The organism is Holtiella tumoricola (assembly GCF_027857615.1).
GTDB classification, from domain to species: domain Bacteria; phylum Bacillota; class Clostridia; order Lachnospirales; family Cellulosilyticaceae; genus Holtiella; species Holtiella tumoricola.
The window spans coordinates 103,598-120,592 of record NZ_JAQIFT010000068.1 but is presented as its reverse complement, the minus strand read 5'-3'; the positions used below and the strand labels follow the sequence as shown (position 1 = coordinate 120,592).

Sequence of the window (16,995 nt, the reverse complement as noted above, 5' to 3'; positions counted from 1 at the left end):
AATTCATAAATAATAGGAGGTACCACAATGACAGGTACAGTTAAATGGTTTAACGCAGAAAAAGGTTTCGGATTTATTCAAACAGAAAACGGAAATGACGTATTCGTACATTTCTCAGCAATTCAAGGTGATGGATTCAAAACTCTTGAAGAAGGTCAAAAAGTAAACTTTGATGTAGTAAAAGGTGCTCGTGGAGAGCAAGCTGAAAACGTAACAAGAGCATAAGTTAGTAAAACAGATAGGACGCTAGTTCTATCTGTTTTTTTATAATAAAGACAAATGGATAGAGGTGAAATGGTGTTTGAAATTGGTGAAGTTGTTTTTTATCCTTTAAGAGGTAGTGGAGTTATTGAAGCAATAGAAGTAAAAACTATACTCAATGAATCAAAAGAACATGTAGTCATACAGATGAAAGATCCAAGCATGGTTATGATGATTCCTACTGACAGAATTGAAAACTCACGTTTTAGAAAAATAAGTGATAGGAAAGAAGTAGATAAAGTAGAGGCTATTTTATCTACAAAAGATATAGAACTTAATTATTCTACAGATATTAAGAAGAGGAGTAAAGAAAATCAAGAAAAGCTTTCTTTAGGTTCTTTTATAGGATGTAGTGAAGTGGTTAGAGAGTTAATGTGTATAGACAATATTAAACCTCTTAATAGTATGGAAAAAACAATGCTAGGGCAAGCGAAAAAACTTTTATTTGATGAGTTATCAATTATAGAGAATATTTCTGTAGAACAAGCTGAAGATAGTGTAAATAAACTTTTGGAATTATCTCAGATAGAATAAGTATTTTGGTAGAAGATAAAGAAAAACTCAATCAAATCCTATAAACAGAATAAAATACAATCTTTCTACATATATAATGCTTATACTAAATATTAAGATAGATTGTAATAATGGTAAGTTTGAAAGGATAAAAGTGAATTGATATGGCACGAAGAAAACAATTGAAAATGAAAAGAGTTGGTGTAGAGCATCTTGAGCAATATAATCAACTTTTAAGATATGTTTTTCAAGTAACCGATCAAGAATTGCAACAAATTGGTTGGGAAGAAAAAGAAATGATTAGGGCAAAGACGCCTACATTACAACAAGCAGATGTATGGGGCTGGTTCGATGGAGATAAGCTAGTTTCTCAAGTAGCTGTATACCCAATGAAGGTACGTATCTTTAATAGAACCTATGATATGGGAGGACTAACTGGTGTTGGGACTTATCCAGAATATGCAAATCAAGGGCTAATGCATAAGTTGCTAGACCAAGCCTTGAAGAATATGAAAGAAAAAAATCAGACAATTTCTTATTTATATCCTTATTCTATTCCTTATTATCGTAGAAAAGGTTGGGAGATTATATCAGATAAGATTACCTATGAAATTAATGATTATCAGTTGCCAAAGAGAAAGCAAGTTGCAGGAGAGGTTGAGAGAGTCGATGTGGAAAGTGATGAAGTAAGAGAAGCTTACAATCGATTCGCAATTCAAACTCATGGTGCATTGCTACGAGATAATTTAGCATGGAATGAATATTTACTTTGGGATTCAGATGATTTAATGGCTGCTGTTTACTATAATGAGCACAATGAGCCAGATGGTTATGTCTTATACTGGATTAGAGATGAAGTTTTTCATATTAAAGATATGATTTTTGTCAATGAAGAAGCACGTAGTGGTTTGTGGAATTTTATAAGTGCTCATTTTTCCATGATTACTAAGGTCATAGGTAATACTTATACAGATGAGCCTCTGGCCTTTTTGTTAGAGGATGCAGATATTAAAGAAAGTATTTCGCCGTACTTTATGGCACGTATTGTAGATTTAGAACAGTTTATTGCTCAGTATCCATTTAAGCCAGATACCGTTGAAAGGGAATGGACTTTTACAATGGATGATCCACTTATGGCTTGCAATCAAGGAACTTTCACTTTAACTATATCAAAAGATGGTAAGGGTAAGATTGTGCGTATAGCGGGCAAAAATCATGATAAAATAGATATTCAAACAATGACGACCATGCTTCTTGGATACAAGCGACCAGACTATCTTTATAAAATAGGGCGACTTTTATGTAGTACAGAAACACTAGATATGTTAGAGGATGCCATTGAGCAACAGACAGCTTATTTTTCTGATTATTTCTAGATTATAAAAATAAAATATAAAGTAAAAAAGTGGATCGACTAGATATCTAGTCGATCCACTTTTACTTTATTATTGTGCTAAGATTGTAATTTCGAATGCAGTTGTTTGACCTGGAAGAGATAATGTCATAATTGGTGAATGTTTTACAGTCACTTTCATACCCTTTTCAAGGTCTTCAGCTTTATAAATCATTTTATTTTTTTCATGATGAATAAGTGTATCATCATTTACATTTAAGATAGTTTGGTTTTCAGGATTCTCTGGATTTTCATTTTTTCCTACAGTTACTTGGTAACCAAAATTTGTTTTGTTTACTTCTACAACTTGAACATCTTCTAAAGTAATAGATTCAGGAAGTGTTTCACCTTCAGTAGTTGTTTTAGCTTCAACTGTGAAGGCTGGTGTTTGTGGTGGAAGAGAACGTGTCATCATTTGTGAGTGACTTACGCTAAGTTCCATACCAAGAGAAAGGTCTGCAAGTGTAGCTTCTTTACCATCTACAGTAATTGTTGTTTCTTCACTTAAGTTAAGGATAATCATATTAGCAGCTATATCTTCTTTGCCTGCTGGTAGGATAGTGAGTTGTGTACCATCTGCATCGATATCTTTAAGTGTAGCGGATTCAATTCGTACAGCTTCAAGAGCTGGTGTAGTTTCTGTAGCTTCAACTGATTCGCTACCTTTTGTACGTACTTCATTCATAGTAGTTTCTTCAGTTTCGATATAAACGACTTTATCTTTGTAGTTAATTTCAGCACCTAATTCTGTACCAATGGCACGTACTGGTAAATAAAGTGTATCATTATACATAAGTGCATTGCTGTCTTTCATTACTTGTTCACCATTTAAGTTGAAAGTAATAGTTGGATCAAGTTTAGCTGTAACATCTTTTACGATTGGTGCAGCAATAAGCGTTACACTTAATGTTCCCATTGCTGTTAATAACATTAATAATTTTTTGCTCATAGGAAGAGCCTCCTTTAGGTTGATAGTAAATAATTAGCATTATTAATTATACATAAAACTTAGACGTAAATAAACAAAAAGAGGTTCCAGGTTTTTAAAAGTTTTATAAGTTTTTTTATATGGGCGAAACATATGTTCTGTGATACAATAAAACAGAATGAATTTTTGACTAGAAAGGGTGATGATATGTTCAAAAAGTTCATGAGCTACTATAAACCTTACAAGAAATTATTCTTCTTAGATTTATTTGTAGCCTTTATTTTTGCAATGTGTGATCTTGTTTATCCGATGATGACAAGAGAACTGATTAATGAAAGTATACCGAATCAAGAGATGAGAATGATAGGTGTCTTCGCGGTAACCCTTCTCGTAATCTTTGCGATTAAATATGTATGTAGCTATTTTATGCAATATTGGGGACACGTAGTAGGGGTACGCATGCAAGCAGATATGCGTAGAGACATTTTCTTGCATCTACAAAAGTTACCTTGTAGCTTTTTTGATCGTACGAAGACGGGAGATGTAATGTCTCGTATTATTAATGATTTGATGGATATTTCAGAACTTGCGCACCATGGCCCAGAAGATTTATTTATTTCTGGTGTTATGATTATTGGTTCTTTCCTTGTGTTAGTGAATATTAATGTACCGCTTACATTGATTATCTTTGCTTTTATTCCACTTATTTTCTGGTTTACTTGGAAAAAACGTGACAAAATGAGTAAAGCTTTTACTGCAAGCCGTGTAGAAACAGGTAAGGTTAATGCAATTTTAGAAAATAGCATTGCAGGCATGCGTGTTTCAAAAAGTTTCTGTAGCAAGGACAAAGAAGTAGAAAAATTCCAAGCAGGTAATAATGACTTCAAAAATGCTAGAGAAAAAGCTTATAAAGTGATGGCTGAGTATTTTTCAGGTTCTACACTTTGTATTGATATGCTAGATTACGTATGTATGATAGCAGGTGGGCTTTTTACAATTAAAGGGATTATCACATTTGGTGATTTTATGGCTTACCTTCTCTATATTAAGATGTTTACCCAACCCATTAAGAAACTTGTAAACTTTATGGAACAGTACCAAAGTGGTATGACAGGTTATAAACGTTTTACAGAGTTAATGGATGAGTTAGAAGAAACAGATAAACAAGATGCTAAAACGCTTGAAAAAGTAGAAGGTGAAATTTGCTTTAAAAATGTAAGCTTCAAATATGAAGATGAATATATCTTGAATCAAATGGATTTGACTATTCCAAAAGGAAAGATGGTAGCTTTAGTAGGTCCATCTGGTGGTGGTAAGACAACCTTCTGTAACTTGATTCCAAGATTTTATGAAATTGATGGGGGAGATATCTTTATTGATGGTACAAGTATCTATGATCTTCAATTAGAGAGTCTTAGAAGTCATATTGGAATTGTATCTCAGGAAGTATTCCTCTTTACAGGAACAATCAAAGAAAATATTCTTTATGGTAATCCAAATGCGACAGATGAAGAAGTAGTAGAAGCAGCTAAGAAAGCTTACATTCATGAATTTGTAAGTGGGCTACCAAATGGTTATGATACTTACATAGGAGAGCGTGGTGTAAAACTGTCTGGTGGACAAAAACAACGTCTTTCTATTGCAAGAGTATTTCTTAAAGATCCATCCATCCTTATTTTGGATGAAGCAACCTCAGCACTTGATAATGCAACAGAGTTTATGATTAAACAAGCAATCGATGAAGTATGTAAAAATCGTACAACAATCGTAGTTGCTCATAGACTATCTACAATTCGTAATGCAGATGAGATTGTTGTATTAGGTAAGGAAGGTATTGAAGAAATAGGTAGTCATGATAAACTTCTTGAAAAAGAAGGTTTATATAAGACTTTATACGAAGCACAATTTGAAGGTCTTGTAAGTTAAATTTTAGATGTTAAAAAATCCCCTCTCACATAGGTTAATAAAACCTACGTGAGAGGGGATTTTTATTATAAGGAACTTATGCGTTAAGTTCACCTTGTCCATTGTTTGGGAGTTTAGAAGCAATGATTGCTTTGATACGTTCTGGAAGTTCTGCTTGTTCTTCTTTAGTTAGGTTAGCAGTCTCAACAGGTGGGTGAATATACATATTTACTGTTGCAGGTTTGATTTTGCCACCTTGAGCTTCCATAAGTTTATAAGTTCCATCCATTGTAACAGGAACAATAAGTGCTTTTGGTTTTGTTGCAAGTTTAAAACTTCCTGATTTGAATTCACCAAGTGGGCCGCCTTTACTACGTGTACCTTCAGGGAAGATAACAAGAGAATGGCCTTCTTTAATGAGTTTAACTCCTTCTACAATAGCAGAAGCAGCACCTTTTAGTGTAGAACGATCCATAAAGACACAGTGAATGAGACGCATCCAGTCACGTACAATATAAATTTTATCTGTTTCAACTTTGGCAATATAACCTTTTGGTTTGTCAATAAAACTCATAAAAAGAGCTGTATCAAAGTTGCTTTGGTGATTGCTAATAAAGACAACAGCTTGGTCTTTTGGAATATTATCAAGTCCATGAACTTGAACATTAGCGCCACTATTTTTTACTTGTGCCATTGCCCATTTCATTGTGATTTGGTTGATATAAGCTTCAGCATTCTCCGTATCTCCGCTTGCAACTAATTTTTTTGCTTTTCTAAGAGCAGGTAAAGTGAAGAGAAGGCTGATGGCAAAATAGCCATACCAATAAATTGTTCTAAACATATAAACCTCCGTTTGCATATGATGCATAGCATGTATAATTTTTAATTTTATTATACCATGAAATGAAAATAAGACAAATATAGGAAGTTTTAAAGGATAGAAAAATGATATTGACGTAAAGAAAATAGTTTTATAGAATATACATAGATTTAAAGTGCATAGATTTACGAGGTATATGAAGGGAGATAGAAACTTGGCAATTAATAAAGAGTTATTAAAAGGAACGACAACATTATTGATTTTACAATTATTGGATGAAGGAGATAAATATGGGTATCAAATGGTAAAGGAACTTGAAAACCGCTCTCAGTCTCTTTTTACTTTAAAAGAAGGGACTTTGTATCCTATTCTTCACAATTTAGAAGCTGAGAGGATGATTGAGGCTTATTGGGAGGAAACAGAAAAAAGTAGAAAACGTAAATACTATCGTATTACTAAAAATGGAAAGAAACTTTTAGTAGATAAGAAGACAGAATGGCTTGCCTATTCAAAAGGTGTTGCAGGTATTATAGGAGGAGGTGCATATGGTGAACTTGGCAGTTGCTAACTATCTAAAGAATGTTTTAAGTAAAGTAAAATGTAAAAAAATTCATAGTGCCCTTGAAGAAGAATTGATAGATCATATTGAATGTATCAAAGAATCCTACATAGAAGAAGGAATGGATGAAACACTTGCATACAAAAAAGCAGTAGAACAAATGGGGTGTGCCGCTGAAGTAGGCAAGGATTTAAATAAAGCACATGCATATCATATGGAATGGTCTGTACTTGCACTTCTTATTGGTATTGTCACAATAGGTGTTGGCGCTTTTGTATATTGGAACATACAGACAACACAAGGTGAGATAGCTTACTACTTTGGTAGGCAAGTTGTATTTATTGGATTGGGTATTTTAGGTTTTATAGGTGCATACTTCTTTGATTATAGATATTTAAAAAAGTGGTCAGTATGGATTTATGGCATAGCACTTTTGCTATTGGTTTATAATAAGTTCTTTGGAATAGATGTAAATGGTAGTAGAAGTTGGATTAGAATAGGGAGCCTTTCCATAGGTGTTTATACTATGGTTGTACCTACACTGATCGTTGGCTATATAGGACTTATAAAATGTTTTGCAAAAGAAAGGTCAAAAGATTATTTTGTATTAGGTATAGTAGGTATTCTTCCTATTATATTGATCATGGATGAACAGTTTAGATCAGCTTTTCTTTTAGGTATAATCTTTTTACTTATAGTAACAAGTCATATCTTAAGTAAAGATTTTGATGGGAATAGAAAGCAATTTCTAACAATTTTATATAGCCTAACAGGAGGCGTTGGTATATTCGGAGCTTTTTGGTACTTGCAAGCACCTTATAGAAAAGCGCGCATAGATGTATTTTTGAGTCCAGAACAAGATCCTGTAGGTATGGGTTACATTCCTATGCAACTTAAAAATGTAAGAGAACAGGCAAGTTTATTAGGAGATAGTGGATTCCAAGTTGTATCAGCTAATGTCCCAGATCCTTTTGGTGATTATATGCTTACTGTTATTATTGGGTGCTTTGGCTGGTTTATAGCAGCTATACTCATTATTATGGTTGCAATGATGATTATTCGTATGTACAAGGTAGCATGGAAAATACAAGATAGTTATGGCAAGTTACTTTGTATAGGGATAGTAAGCTTATTTACGATACAGTTCTTTTATAATATAGGGATGAACTTAGGATACTTACCACTTATTGGTATATCACTTCCATTTGTTTCCTATGGAGGAACAGGTATGGTTATGAACTTTGTTTTAATGGGATTATTCTTAAATATTTATAGAAAGAAGGATGTAGTATTATTAGATAACTCTGTAGTAGGGTAGTGTTATAGGGTGTAAATGAATGGAATAGGTATTTTAGAGGTTTTATTAAATAAACCAAGGTAGAGTAAGCTTTTGTACATGGATATATAAAGCTCCTTAGTAGGTAGATGTTACTAAGGAGCTTTTTTATATTCTACTAATTAATTATCTACAGATACCGTAATGAAAGTCAGAATTTCTATTGCATCCACAATTATTGCAACCACAGTGATTACAACCACAACCATTGCAGCCTGTATTGGCAGATTTAATGCAACCATTGTCTTCGAGTGCATCAAAGGCATCCTCTAATTCATCAACTTTAGTATTAATTTTGTTAATAAGTTTGGTTACGTCTTTAGCTAATGTTGCACAAGAAGGAGTAGTTGGTCGAGAAGGACAATGATGACAACAGTGATGACAGCAGTTATTACAGCAGTTACATGCCATAGTAAAACCTCCTTAAAAGATTATTATAATTCTATATTATGTTGAGCTGGGAAAAGTGTGACAAGGTTGAGAAATTACATGTACTTTATTTTATATTTGCTATTTTTGTTAACTACCCTCTATAATAAGTGATAAGAAAAGAAACAGGAGAGAAATAGGATGAATAGAACACTAAAAGCGATAAGAAAAGACGGAGTAGCAGTAGAGCTTACTTTGAAAACTTTAGTACTTGATGATATAGATAAAATTTTGGCTTTACAAAATGAGGTACTAGAGATGCTAGAAGATAAACACCTTTATGTTCCATCTGATAGAGAGGAAATAGAGCGTAATATGACAATGGGTGGCATACACTTAGGTTATATGACACCAGAAGATGAACTAGTAGCAGTAGCTATTTACCTTAAGAGAGGTTATGATTTGCATAACTATGGCTATGATTTAGGATTAGAAGGAGATGATTTATTGAAAGTTGGACAAGTAGATACAGTACTTGTTCAAGCAGATTATAGAGGGAATAAACTTCAATATATTATGTGTGAATTGCTAGAAGAAGTGGCGAAAGAGCAAGGTACACCTATTATATGTGCAACAGCATCACCTGACAATACGTTTAGTGTGAACAATTTCTTGAAACTAGGTTATGAAATTAAGGTTGATAAGCTTAAATATGGCGGGCTTAGAAGATACGTTCTTGTAAAACAATTATAATGATAAAAAAAGCATTTTATCTTGTAGGATAAGGTGCTTTTTCTTATTAAATGAAAAAAGGATGCATAAAATAGAACATGATAATCATTATTGGAGGTATCTGATGGAACCTAAATGGTTAATATGGGCTAGAGAAATACAATCTATTGCAAGAGCGGGACTTACCTATTCAAAAGATAAGTATGATTTGGATAGATTTAATCAGTTAGAAAAACTAGCTGCTGAAATTATAAGTGAGTATACCCAGATAGGTGTTAGAAAAGTAGAAGAATTACTCGCACAAGAAACAGGCTATTTAACGCCTAAAGTGGATGTACGAGGGGCCATCATCAAAGACAATCGGATTTTACTTGTTAAAGAAAGTCAGGATGGTTTATGGAGTATGCCTGGTGGATGGGCAGATGTTAATCTATCTGTATCTGAAAATATAATAAAAGAAGCAAAAGAGGAAGCAGGGGTTAGTATTATCCCGAAAAAAATCATTGCCATATTAGAGCGAAATCGCTATAATAAGCCTATTTCCATGCAAAGTATTTATACCATATTTGTATTGTGTGAATTTGTAAATGGTAAGTTTGAAAGAAATATTGAAACAGAAGAAAGTAGATTTTTTGAACAGAACCATTTGCCTGATTTATCTATAACCCGTAATACAAAAGAGCAGGTGGAAATGTGCTTTAAAGCTCATCTAAATTGTCATTTTGAAACTTTATTTGATTGAAGAAAGATAAAAGATTAAAAAATCAAGTCTTATGAAGAACTGATAAATTGGAGAAGAAGATGAATTAAATAAGTTTAGAATATAAGATACAGGGAAGATTAAAAATAATATATTTTAACGGACATCTAGGAGGAAACATGGAAAAAATATTGCAAGAAGCTATTTTACATGGACAAAAGTATACCCACAATGGGAATCCGGCGAGTTATATACCAGAATTACAAAAAGTTAATTCGTCAGATTTAGGCGTTTATATTAGAACATTAGATGGAAAGGAATATGGTGTAGGTTCCTACCAACAGAAATTTACTATTCAAAGTATATCAAAAGTGCTTGTCTTAACATTAGCCCTTATGGATAATGGATTTGATAAAGTATTTGGAAAAGTAGGGGTAGAGGCTACTGGTGATCCTTTTAACTCAATTGTGAGATTAGAACTTAAACATCTTCAAAAGCCTCTTAATCCTATGATTAATGCAGGGGCTATTGCCACAACTTCTCTTATATTAGGCAAGGGTGGAAATGAACAAATTGAAAGAATTTTAGATTTTGCAAAGCTTGTATCAGATAATCCGCATATTTCAATTAATGAAGATGTGTACCATTCAGAGGTTCAAACGGGAGATAGAAATCGCTCATTAGCTTATTTTATGAAGAGTACAGGTGTTATAGAAGAAGATGTAGAAAGTTTGATTCAAGTCTATTTCAAACAATGTTCAATAGAAATGAATTGCCAAGACCTTGCAAGAATAGGTGCATTATATAGTAATAATGGTATTTGCTTAAAAACAGGTAAAGAGATTATTCCTAAATCTATTTGTAGAACGGTTATGGCAATTATGACGACTTGTGGTCTTTACGATGCATCTGGTGAGTTTGCAGTCAATGTAGGTATTCCAGCCAAATCAGGTGTGGGCGGTGGTATTCTTGCAGCAGTGCCGAATAAAATAGGTATAGGTGTATATGGACCAGCTCTTGATGATAAAGGTAATTCCATAGGTGGGATAGAAATTTTATCCTATCTTTCAGATGTATTAGATTTAAGTATTTTTTAAGATTAAAGCCTAGCTAAAAGGGTATTTAGCTAGGCTTTAATCTTTATAATGGTCATGTCTTTGAATAAATCTAATCACAAGAAGAATAAGAAGTATAACAGCAATAATACCAATAATTTTAAGTGTAATTGTAAGAAGGCCGATGAGTATGAGGTCTTCAACAAGGGGCAGAAGCTCCATTATATAGATAACACCACCTTATAATGATGAATATTAAGAATAGACTTAAATGAAGTATAATGTTATTATAACAGAAAAGTTAATATAAGTCACAATTATCAAAATGAATTGAGGTGTTATAGAATGATTTTAGAGGACTTACAAAAGAAAATACCTCAGTATAACATAAAAGAAATTACTGAGGATATCATAGAAGATGTCTTTAAAGTGATGAGGAGCAATGGCTATTACTATTCAAAAATTCAACAACATGATGTCACTAGGGAAGAATGTATTACAGATATCAAAGCGGTACCACCTGGAATAGATTATTCTAAGAAAACTTATATAGCATTTTATGAAGAGAATAAATGTATAGCGTTGGTAGATTTTATTGAAGGCTATCCAAATAAGCAGACAGGATATTTAGGGCTACTTATGTTAGATGAAACATTACATAGGCATGGAATAGGTAAAAAAATCTTAGAGAATTTACTTAGTGTTATCAAAGTAGAAGGTTTTCAATATATGGAACTAGCTTGTTATGAGTGTAATGAGAGGGGTATTACATTCTGGAATAAGATGGGGTTTAAAGAAATAAGAAGATCAAATAGAGAAACGGATGGGAAAATCTATACGCTCATATCTATGCAGCGGGAAGTGTAAAGGGTGAAAATATGGGGAAAATTGTAGCAATTGGTGGCGGTGAACTGTCAAAAGGGGAGACCTATAAGATAGATCAATTTATCATTGAATTTGCAAACCAAGATAAGCCAAAAACTTTATTTGTGCCTACGGCAAGTTATGAACCTGAAGGATATTGTGAGCGTTTTAAAGAGCTCTATCAAAACCAATTAGGCGCAGTAGTAGAGGTGCTCTATCTTTTAGATAACCAATTATCAATTTATGAGATTGAAGAAAAAATTAAGTGGGCAGATATTATCTATGTAGGTGGAGGAGATACCAACCATATGTTGAAAGTATGGAAGGAAAAGCATGTAGATTATTTCCTTAAAGAAGCCTATAAAAGAGGCGTATTGCTTTGTGGATTAAGTGCGGGGTCTATTTGTTGGTTTAGTTATGGACAAAGTGAAGTAGAGTATGAAGACTCTGAAGATGGTTACAAATATATTGAACTTGAAGGACTTGGAATACTAAATGCTTTTCACTGTCCCCACTTTGAAGAAGGCAGACGGAGTGTGGAGTTTAGTAAGATGATAAAAGTAAGCAATAGAGTAGGAATTACTTTAGAAAATAATTGTGCAATAGTGATTGGAGATGGAAAGTATCGTATTATAACTTCTCAAGAAAATAAAAAGGCTTATAAAATTTATTTGCAAGATGGAGAATGCATACAAGAAGAGATACAACAGGTTGATCAATTTAAAAGTATAGAGGAACTTGGCATAACGGAAGGGGAGTTATGATGAAGAAATACATGCCATATTGGCCGATATTTGCACTTATTATCTTTTTGACAGGCGCTTCGATTTGGTATAGGCCATTAAGTTTACATCAAATATTGAGGATTTCAAAGAACGAGGCAATTACAGATTGTAAGTTAATTCTTACACAATGGGGGAAAAATAACGTAACCACCAAAGAGGGTAAACTTACATCGGAAGAAGCGAAGAAGCTAATGAGCGTGCTTGCAGAAAGCGAGTATGTACGATTTTATGGAAATGAAGCGTATACAACTTCAGAAGGTGAATATTATACTATTGATTTAGCTTATACATTAGGAGATGAAGAAGAAATTTATCGTATAAGTATCACAAAGCATGGAGTGTTGACAGATTACACAGATGGTAATAGAAAAGTTTATACCTTTGAGGAAGAGGAGGAAAAAACAAAAATTTTAAATCAAATACTGGATATAATTAATACGAAAGTTTAACTACTACATAGTTACTTAGAACAGAGATTGAAGTTTAAGGAGAAAGACTTGATGAGAATTTTAGAAAGCGAAAGATTATATTTAAGGCAAATGCAGCAAACAGATTTTACAGCATTATGTAAAATCTTGCAAGATAAAGAAGTTATGTATGCCTATGAGCATGCATTTGATGATGGGGAAGTGCAGGAGTGGTTAGATAGACAGATTAAGAGGTATAAGGATTATGGATTTGGGTTATGGGCGGTTGTATTAAAAGAAACAGATGAAATGATTGGTCAGTGTGGCCTTACTTTACAAATGTGTAATGAGAAAGAGGTGATGGAAATTGGATATCTTTTTCAAAAGGCATTTTGGCATCAAGTTTATGCAACAGAGGCGGCTAGAGCATGTAAGCAGTATGCATTTGAAAAGTTATGTGCTAATGAAGTATTCTCCATTATCCGTGATAATAATATAGCTTCACAAAATGTTGCTAAGCGTAATGGAATGAGCATATGTAACCAATTTACTAAGCATTATTATGGAATGGATATGCCACATCTTGTATTTTCGATTAAGCGTGAAAATAATTAGAATTGAAGGTGCTATGCTTAGGTTGAATAGGAGCATTTTGTAAGATGTTAGAAAAATGAAATTATAATCTATGCAGAAAATAGGAACATTTAAGTCTTGCAAACTAGAAGTGTAGCCTTTATGATTAAATGAGATTTGTATAGCCAATACTAACTTACAAGGAGGTGCACGAATGGCAAAGCAAAAATGGAAAGCAGGGAATATGGTTTATCCACTACCAGTTGTTATGATTAGTTGTGGAACAGAAGAAAAACCCAATATTGTAACGGTAGCATGGACAGGTACAATTTGTACTAATCCACCGATGACGTATATTTCACTTAGACCTTCACGCTATTCTTATGATCTCATTGCAGAGAGTGGTTATTTTGTCATTAATTTGACGACACGTGACTTAACTTATGCAACAGACTTTTGTGGTGTTAGGTCAGGACGTGATGTAGATAAGTTTAAAGAAATGAAACTTACCCCCAATTATGATAATGAGGGTAAAGTACCTATGGTTGAGGAAAGTCCAGTCAATATTGTGTGTAAAGTCCGTGAAATTAAACCTCTAGGTTCACATGACTTATTTATTGCAGATGTATTAGAAGTTTATGTGGATGATGCTTTTATGGATGAAAAAGGAAAGTTTCATTTAAATGATACAGATTTAGTTGCGTATTCTCATGGAACGTATTTAACTTTAGGTGATACATTGGGTACTTTTGGATATTCAGTTATGAAGTCTAAAAAAGCTAAGGAAGTATCAAAGTTAATTCCAAAGCAAGAGGATCAATTACAGCTTCGTACAAAGAGTAAATCACAAGGAATGGCTTCAAAAGAGAATAAGCCAAAGTCTTATAAAGATAAATTTCATAAAGACAAAACAAATAAACCAGTACGCAAAAAAGCACCTTCTAGGAAAAAATAATTCCTAGGAGGTGCTTTTTGATTCGAAGTCAATTTTAAGGTACGAATAGCCATCTATACTTAATATTGCTTTATAGGGAAATTGAGCTGTGCCCTCACCAATAAAGAAGATAGAATAGAGCCTTCCTGGTTTGAATTTTTGATTTCTTAAGATTGCCAAGGGGCCGGATGTTTCTGTATCTGACGTAAGCTCCTCTGGGCTTTGTTCTATATTTAAAGTATAGGCATTGGCTTCCCGTACAAGATATGAAGATGCCTGACCGTAGCGAATGCGACGAATAGGAAGAGGAGCTTCAGGTGTAGATAAACACAGCGTACCTTCATGCTGTGAAAAGTGTAAGAGACGTATTCCTAAATGAAGTCCTTCTAACTTTTTGTTGGGTTCTTCCAAACAAAAAATATGAAAATTCTCAGGTTCTTTGTATTTGTGCGCTAAAACACCTGTATAGATTTGATGGCGTTGTAAATTTATTTTTTTTTCATATAAAGGCTCAATCTGGTGATGATAAGTAATTTTAAGAATATGTTTACCAGAAGGAAGAGGATAGTATTTGGTGAAGTCTTCATAAAGTAAATAGCTATAGACTTGCTTATCATCTAAATAAAGGTCGAAGGCATCTTTAGTAGGCCTTGCATTGAATAAACGAAAATAGCAGACTGCGTTATTTTTAGAATTTGCCATATAAGTACCTCACGTAAAAAATCTTATTACTATGTATATGAAGGAGTAGATAAAAGCATAACTTGTAATGGGTAAAAGAAAGGAAGTGATTATGATAATAAATATAAAAGATTAAATTTTCTGTAATATATATAATATAATTTATAAAATTGAATATTATATGGCTGAATTATCTGTTTTTTGTGAATGGGATATGCTAAAATGAAGACAAATAAGACTGAATTTTAGGTGAATAGTATGAATAAGACTAAACTCGCAAACTTGTTGAAGGAAGAAGAAGGCTTTAAATTGGATTTTAAATATAAGCTATCCTTAGAAGTAGATTCAGATAAAAAGGAATTCGTAAAAGACGTTATTGCAATGGCGAATACAGAAGGTGGAAGAGGTTACATTATATTCGGAATAGAAGATAAGACGAAACGTATTGTTGGTCTTCAGGATTTACCTAAAGATATAGAGGAACGTATTCAACAAGTTATTACTTATAGAAGTGTACCACCTGTACCGGTAAAGTTTGAGACACTAGAGTATAAGCAAAAGGTAGTAGGTATTCTAACCATTTATAAGAGTAGGCAGGCACCACATCAAATGAGGCAAAATGGTGCTTTTTATTTAAGAAGAGGCTCAACAACGGATATTGCAACGAGACATGAGATTGCACAAATGTTTCAAGCACAAGGTATACTTAGTTTTGAACAGGTACCATGCCGTCAAGCTACATTAGAAGATTTAGATTTTAGCCAGATTGGTTATGCACTTAAAAACTTTGAAGATCACTCAATACAACAGGTTCATATGCTTAAAGCATTAGGGATTATAAGTAGTTTAGAAGATGAAAAACAACTATATCCTACATATGGAGGCTTACTTTTATTTGGAAAGATGCCACAAATCTTTATTCCACAGGCGTTGCTTGAAGTAAGTTGCAAGGAGGGGACAATAGGCATTACAGGGAATATATCAGATATGCTTAAGCTTTTTGAAGATAAAATACGCCCTTTATTACCAGTTCATTATCCTTTTGAAGCATTACGTGAAGTATTAGCAAATGCGATTATTCATAGAGATTATTGGAATGTCTATTTATATACAAGAGTAGAAATAGGAGAAGAACAAATTCATGTTGTAAATCCTAGGCAGTATCAATATGCTTTTGATGAAAATATGAAAGTACCTACAAATCCTTGGCTCTACTCTAGACTTTTACTCATGCAGCCTAAAGAAGCATTGCATGTAGGAATTGGATTAGGAAAGGTACAAGAGGCATTTTGTGGACAGCATGTGAAAAACTTTGAAATGAATTTAGAAGAAGGCCTATTCCAAGTACAATTACCAGGAACAGCCTATTACCAATAATTATATGTATTTATAGGGAGGATCCTCAATGGAGATTAAAGAAGTTAAGGGAATACTAGAAGCAAAGGTATGTGTAGGGGAAGAACAATTAAATTCAAATGTATATGCAGCTTGCGGTTGTGATTTAATGAGTGATGTTCTAGCTTTTGCCAAAGAAAAAGTACTACTTTTAACTGGGCTTATTAATCCACAAGTCATTCGTACAGCTGAAATGTTAGATATTAAAGCTATTGTATTTGTAAGAGGTAAATCTCCAACAGAAGATATGATAGAACTTGCAAAAGAAAAAAATATTGTGCTTTTATCTACTCATTATCCCCTTTATACGGCTTGTGGGAAGCTTTATGAAAAAGGACTAGGTGGTGGAGGCGAAGTATAGCATGAATCTATTCTATAAAGTTGACGGAGATGATTTTTTGCTAGCAGGTGAAGCTTCAGGGAAAGTCAAGAATATTCTTAAAAAGTTAGGCATAGATAGTACAAAAATTAGAAAAATTGCGGTTGCTATGTATGAAGCAGAAATGAACATGGTTATTCATGCTCATGGTGGTACTATACAGGTAGATGTTTTACCGGAAAAAATAGAAGTTATATTAGAAGATAAGGGACCAGGTATTCCAGATATAGATTTAGCAATGCAGGAAGGGTACTCAACTGCGACACATGAAATTCGAGAGTTAGGGTTTGGAGCAGGTATGGGGCTACCCAATATGAAAAAGTATAGTGATGAACTTAAAATTACATCGATTGTAGGAGAAGGAACAAAAGTACAGCTAACCGTATTTTTAAAATAGGAAGTAGGT

At 33.3% G+C, this 16,995-nt stretch carries 22 protein-coding genes; 17 read left to right on the top strand and 5 right to left on the bottom strand.

Translation table 11 applies throughout. From position 1 onward, the window contains the following. The first annotated feature begins 27 nt into the window (after positions 1-27). The 3 genes from PBV87_RS19865 (at position 28) to PBV87_RS19855 (ending at position 2,150) form a co-directional block, all read left to right on the top strand. Positions 28-225: a cold-shock protein gene (locus PBV87_RS19865; RefSeq protein WP_053985383.1), complete on the top strand. Its 198-nt coding sequence runs from the start codon at positions 28-30 to the stop codon at positions 223-225. A gap of 54 nt (positions 226-279) precedes the next feature. Continuing rightward, positions 280-795, top strand: coding sequence for a CarD family transcriptional regulator (locus PBV87_RS19860; RefSeq protein WP_082238831.1), 516 nt, complete (start codon positions 280-282; stop codon positions 793-795). A gap of 143 nt (positions 796-938) precedes the next feature. Next, on the top strand, positions 939-2,150 hold the full coding sequence (locus PBV87_RS19855; protein ID WP_053985381.1) for a GNAT family N-acetyltransferase: 1,212 nt from the start codon (positions 939-941) through the stop codon (positions 2,148-2,150). Between the two features lie 69 nt (positions 2,151-2,219). Here PBV87_RS19855 and PBV87_RS19850 read toward each other — a convergent pair whose 3' ends face one another. Further along, a complete protein-coding gene (locus tag PBV87_RS19850) occupies positions 2,220-3,116 on the bottom strand; it encodes a stalk domain-containing protein (protein WP_271013470.1) in 897 nt (298 codons plus the stop codon). 201 nt (positions 3,117-3,317) lie between these two features. Between PBV87_RS19850 and PBV87_RS19845 the strand changes: the two genes are divergently transcribed. Next, on the top strand, positions 3,318-5,021 hold the full coding sequence (locus tag PBV87_RS19845; RefSeq protein WP_330680485.1) for an ABC transporter ATP-binding protein: 1,704 nt from the start codon (positions 3,318-3,320) through the stop codon (positions 5,019-5,021). A gap of 76 nt (positions 5,022-5,097) precedes the next feature. On the opposite strand, the gene PBV87_RS19840 is transcribed toward PBV87_RS19845, so the two are convergent. Then, on the bottom strand, positions 5,098-5,841 hold the full coding sequence (locus PBV87_RS19840) for a lysophospholipid acyltransferase family protein (RefSeq protein ID WP_053985378.1): 744 nt from the start codon (positions 5,839-5,841) through the stop codon (positions 5,098-5,100). A gap of 193 nt (positions 5,842-6,034) precedes the next feature. On the opposite strand from PBV87_RS19840, the gene PBV87_RS19835 reads away from it, so the two are divergent. Both PBV87_RS19835 and PBV87_RS19830 read left to right on the top strand, forming a co-directional pair. Then, a complete protein-coding gene (locus tag PBV87_RS19835) occupies positions 6,035-6,388 on the top strand; it encodes a PadR family transcriptional regulator (RefSeq protein ID WP_053985377.1) in 354 nt (117 codons plus the stop codon). Beyond that, positions 6,369-7,697 (top strand): FtsW/RodA/SpoVE family cell cycle protein, encoded by a 1,329-nt coding sequence (locus tag PBV87_RS19830; RefSeq protein WP_271013468.1) that lies wholly within the window; start codon positions 6,369-6,371, stop codon positions 7,695-7,697. The genes PBV87_RS19835 and PBV87_RS19830 overlap by 20 nt, the downstream gene beginning before the upstream one ends. Before the next feature lie 144 nt (positions 7,698-7,841). Here PBV87_RS19830 and PBV87_RS19825 read toward each other — a convergent pair whose 3' ends face one another. Beyond that, a complete protein-coding gene (locus PBV87_RS19825) occupies positions 7,842-8,126 on the bottom strand; it encodes a hypothetical protein (RefSeq protein WP_271013467.1) in 285 nt (94 codons plus the stop codon). Positions 8,127-8,285: 159 nt separating this feature from the next. Between PBV87_RS19825 and PBV87_RS19820 the strand changes: the two genes are divergently transcribed. The 3 genes from PBV87_RS19820 (at position 8,286) to glsA (ending at position 10,613) form a co-directional block, all read left to right on the top strand. Further along, a complete protein-coding gene (locus PBV87_RS19820; protein WP_053985374.1) occupies positions 8,286-8,837 on the top strand; it encodes a GNAT family N-acetyltransferase in 552 nt (183 codons plus the stop codon). Between the two features lie 103 nt (positions 8,838-8,940). Further along, entirely contained in the window at positions 8,941-9,558 is a 618-nt protein-coding gene (locus tag PBV87_RS19815) for an NUDIX hydrolase N-terminal domain-containing protein (RefSeq protein ID WP_271013466.1), read from the top strand. A 137-nt stretch (positions 9,559-9,695) separates the two neighbouring features. Beyond that, the gene (glsA, locus tag PBV87_RS19810; RefSeq protein ID WP_271013465.1) at positions 9,696-10,613 is read left to right on the top strand and encodes a glutaminase A; all 918 of its coding nucleotides are present in this window, start codon (positions 9,696-9,698) and stop codon (positions 10,611-10,613) included. A 36-nt stretch (positions 10,614-10,649) separates the two neighbouring features. Here glsA and PBV87_RS19805 read toward each other — a convergent pair whose 3' ends face one another. Beyond that, positions 10,650-10,793 carry a hypothetical protein gene (locus PBV87_RS19805; RefSeq protein ID WP_154668843.1) on the bottom strand — a complete coding sequence of 48 codons (144 nt, stop codon included), beginning with the start codon at positions 10,791-10,793 and terminating at the stop codon, positions 10,650-10,652. Positions 10,794-10,916: 123 nt separating this feature from the next. Between PBV87_RS19805 and PBV87_RS19800 the strand changes: the two genes are divergently transcribed. The 5 genes from PBV87_RS19800 to PBV87_RS19780 all read left to right on the top strand — a co-directional run bounded on the left by PBV87_RS19800 (position 10,917) and on the right by PBV87_RS19780 (position 14,155). Then, entirely contained in the window at positions 10,917-11,438 is a 522-nt protein-coding gene (locus tag PBV87_RS19800; RefSeq protein WP_053985371.1) for a GNAT family N-acetyltransferase, read from the top strand. Positions 11,439-11,449: 11 nt separating this feature from the next. Next, positions 11,450-12,199, top strand: a complete 750-nt coding sequence (locus tag PBV87_RS19795; RefSeq protein ID WP_053985370.1) for a Type 1 glutamine amidotransferase-like domain-containing protein — start codon at positions 11,450-11,452, stop codon at positions 12,197-12,199. Further along, positions 12,199-12,669: a hypothetical protein gene (locus tag PBV87_RS19790; RefSeq protein WP_053985369.1), complete on the top strand. Its 471-nt coding sequence runs from the start codon at positions 12,199-12,201 to the stop codon at positions 12,667-12,669. Before PBV87_RS19795 ends, PBV87_RS19790 begins: the two co-directional genes overlap by 1 nt. A 51-nt stretch (positions 12,670-12,720) precedes the next feature. After that, positions 12,721-13,242 (top strand): GNAT family N-acetyltransferase, encoded by a 522-nt coding sequence (locus PBV87_RS19785; protein ID WP_271013464.1) that lies wholly within the window; start codon positions 12,721-12,723, stop codon positions 13,240-13,242. Positions 13,243-13,414: 172 nt separating this feature from the next. Further along, the gene (locus PBV87_RS19780) at positions 13,415-14,155 is read left to right on the top strand and encodes a flavin reductase family protein (RefSeq protein WP_082238830.1); all 741 of its coding nucleotides are present in this window, start codon (positions 13,415-13,417) and stop codon (positions 14,153-14,155) included. Positions 14,156-14,158: 3 nt separating this feature from the next. Here PBV87_RS19780 and PBV87_RS19775 read toward each other — a convergent pair whose 3' ends face one another. Next, positions 14,159-14,836 carry a DUF4397 domain-containing protein gene (locus PBV87_RS19775; RefSeq protein ID WP_053985367.1) on the bottom strand — a complete coding sequence of 226 codons (678 nt, stop codon included), beginning with the start codon at positions 14,834-14,836 and terminating at the stop codon, positions 14,159-14,161. A gap of 237 nt (positions 14,837-15,073) precedes the next feature. Here PBV87_RS19775 and PBV87_RS19770 point away from each other — a divergent pair, with 237 nt between their 5' ends. The 3 genes from PBV87_RS19770 to PBV87_RS19760 are packed head-to-tail and all read left to right on the top strand — an operon-like array spanning position 15,074 to position 16,986. Then, positions 15,074-16,192 carry an AlbA family DNA-binding domain-containing protein gene (locus tag PBV87_RS19770; protein ID WP_271013463.1) on the top strand — a complete coding sequence of 373 codons (1,119 nt, stop codon included), beginning with the start codon at positions 15,074-15,076 and terminating at the stop codon, positions 16,190-16,192. Positions 16,193-16,220: 28 nt separating this feature from the next. Beyond that, positions 16,221-16,571 carry a DRTGG domain-containing protein gene (locus PBV87_RS19765; protein WP_053985365.1) on the top strand — a complete coding sequence of 117 codons (351 nt, stop codon included), beginning with the start codon at positions 16,221-16,223 and terminating at the stop codon, positions 16,569-16,571. Position 16,572: 1 nt separating this feature from the next. After that, entirely contained in the window at positions 16,573-16,986 is a 414-nt protein-coding gene (locus PBV87_RS19760; protein ID WP_053985364.1) for an ATP-binding protein, read from the top strand. Positions 16,987-16,995 lie beyond the last annotated feature (9 nt).